Consider the following 2,154-nt stretch of genomic DNA (forward strand, 5'->3'; position numbering starts at 1 on the left):
ACCTGCAACCCCGGGTGTGCAACGCGCAGACGGTCGGCCACGTGTTCGGTCTGCCACAAGGCGAGTTGGCTTTTGCGGGTGGCGATGCGCAGCGTGGTCATGCCGGCATTATCGCTTGCCTTGCATGAAGACGGCTGGGCACATGGCGATGGCGCAACCGCAAGGAAATCATTGCAGGAAGCACAGCGGCAACCGCAGTACCCCGAAGGCAGTCCATCCCGGCCTCAGTGAGTCGCCGCGCAGACTCCGCGTCCGGCTGCGATGCGCGGCCGCGCGCATCCATGGCGCGCTCGACCCCCTGAGGCCGGGATGGACTGCTGCGGGAGTTCTTGCGATGCGCAATGCGGCTTCAGTATGTCTGAGCCGTGCAGCGTCCCGAAGCCGGCAGGCCGTCATCGAAGACTACAAATGCTTCAGCATCTCGCGCAGCTGGGTCAGGCAGCGGCGGCTGATTTCCAAGGGCGTCGCGACATCGCGCAGCACCGCGTGCACCGTCCCTTCGGGCGAGCGCCGCAGTTCCATGATGTCCTCGCGCGCCACTAGGCAGTTGCGATGGATGCGCACGAAGCGATCCGGGAACTCCGTTTCCAGCGACTTCAGCGATTCCTCGATCAGGTCCTCGCCGCGCGCGTGGTGGACGACGACGTATTTCTCGTCGGCCTGGAGATAGCGGATGTCCTCGATCGGAATCAACCGCAGGCTGCCGCGCAGGCGCGCCGAGAGATGGGTTCTGGCGTTCGGCACCGGCGCCGCGCCGGCCCCGCGCTCGCGCCCGGCAAGATAGGTGCGGGCCTTGTCCAGCGCGGCCTTGAGGCGTTCGGCGCGCACCGGCTTGACGAGGTAGTCGATCGCCTGCGCCTCGAACGCCGACAGCGCGTGGGCGTCGTAGGCGGTGCAGAACACCACCGCCGGAGGAGGATCCAGCGCGGCCAGCCGGCGGGCGGTTTCCAGCCCGTCGATCCCGGGCATGGCGATGTCCAGCAGCACCAGATCGGCCGGGTCGTCCCCGCTGGCGTCCAGCGCCGCCACGCCGTCGCCCGCCTCGCCGACGACTTCGACGCCTTCCTGCGCATCCAGCAGGGCGCGCAGGCGCGCGCGCGCCAGCGGTTCGTCATCGACGATCAGGACGCGCAACGGCGCTGCATCCATCGCTTGGCCTCCCCGCCTTCGAAACGGCATCTGCCTGCGATGGTAGCCGGTGAAGGCGGTCACCGCACTGCGCTGGCATCACCCCATTGGCGCAGCAAAGCGTGCGCCGATCCAGTCGCCCAGTTGCGCGATCTCCTCGGCGCAGACCTGGTGCTGCATCGGGTAGTGCTGCCACTGCACCTGGAAGCCGAGCGCCTGCATGGCCTTGGCGCTGGCGTCGCCTGCGGCGATCGGTACCACCGGATCGAAGCTGCCGTGGGCCATGAACAGCGGCTGCGCGGTGGCGGCCGGCTGCAGCCGCTGCCTTGCGCGTTCTGGCGACAGCGGCAGGTAGGTGGACAGCGCGATCAGTCCGGCCAGCGGCTGCGCGCGGGCGATGCCGGCGGCCAGCGTCACCGCACCGCCCTGCGAGAAGCCGGCCAGCAGCACGCGCTGCGGCGGAATCCCGCGCGTGCCCTCGCGTTCGATCAGGGCTTCGACCTGCGCCACAGACGCATCGACGCCGTCCAGATCGGCGCGATGGGCCAGATCGCCGGGGTCGAACGAGCGGATGTCGTACCACGCCCGCATCCGCGCCCCGCCGTTGATCGTCACCGCGCGCGCCGGCGCGTGCGGGAACACGAAGCGCAGCGCCGGCCAGTCGCGGCGCACCAGTTCCGGCACGATCGGCGCGAAGTCGTGGCCGTCCGCCCCGAGCCCGTGCAGCCACAGTACGCACCACTGCGGATCAGGGCCGGTTTCGTGTTCGACGGTGTCCAGCAAAGTGGGCGCGTTGTTCATCCGGACATTCTAACGGCGGTCGATGCGGCGGCATGCGGCTGATTGATTCCGGAATGGCGCCGACGCAATTCCGGAACCTGAGGCTGGCGGGCATACTCGGGCCATGGACGCCGTTTCCCAATCGCCCGCGGTCGGCCGTTTCGTCGGCATCGTTCCCGACCTGCTGACTGCCGCGTTCTGTGCCGCCCTCTGGGTGTCGCCGTTCATGTTCGGCGTGGACGCCGT

2 protein-coding genes and 1 pseudogene are annotated in these 2,154 nt (G+C 69.0%); all 3 read right to left on the reverse strand.

The annotated features are described in order from the left end of the window. Positions 1-101, reverse strand: a pseudogene (locus tag Q0X16_RS12985) (hydroxymethylbilane synthase); the annotation flags it as partial. A gap of 301 nt (positions 102-402) precedes the next feature. Beyond that, positions 403-1,149: a LytTR family DNA-binding domain-containing protein gene (locus Q0X16_RS12990; protein ID WP_297829876.1), complete on the reverse strand. Its 747-nt coding sequence runs from the start codon at positions 1,147-1,149 to the stop codon at positions 403-405. Positions 1,150-1,227: 78 nt separating this feature from the next. Next, positions 1,228-1,929: an alpha/beta hydrolase gene (locus Q0X16_RS12995; RefSeq protein WP_297835226.1), complete on the reverse strand. Its 702-nt coding sequence runs from the start codon at positions 1,927-1,929 to the stop codon at positions 1,228-1,230. Between the last annotated feature and the right edge of the window lie 225 nt (positions 1,930-2,154).

It is taken from the genome of Thermomonas sp. (assembly GCF_025993755.1).
Lineage (GTDB): Bacteria > Pseudomonadota > Gammaproteobacteria > Xanthomonadales > Xanthomonadaceae > Thermomonas.

What these genes read in the sequence shown, in the direction of transcription:
- Q0X16_RS12990 (WP_297829876.1), bottom strand. Translation starts at nt 1,149, where the DNA reads ATGGATGCAGCGCCGTTGCGCGTCCTGATCGTCGATGACGAACCGCTG.
- Q0X16_RS12995 (WP_297835226.1), bottom strand. Translation starts at nt 1,929, where the DNA reads ATGAACAACGCGCCCACTTTGCTGGACACCGTCGAACACGAAACCGGC.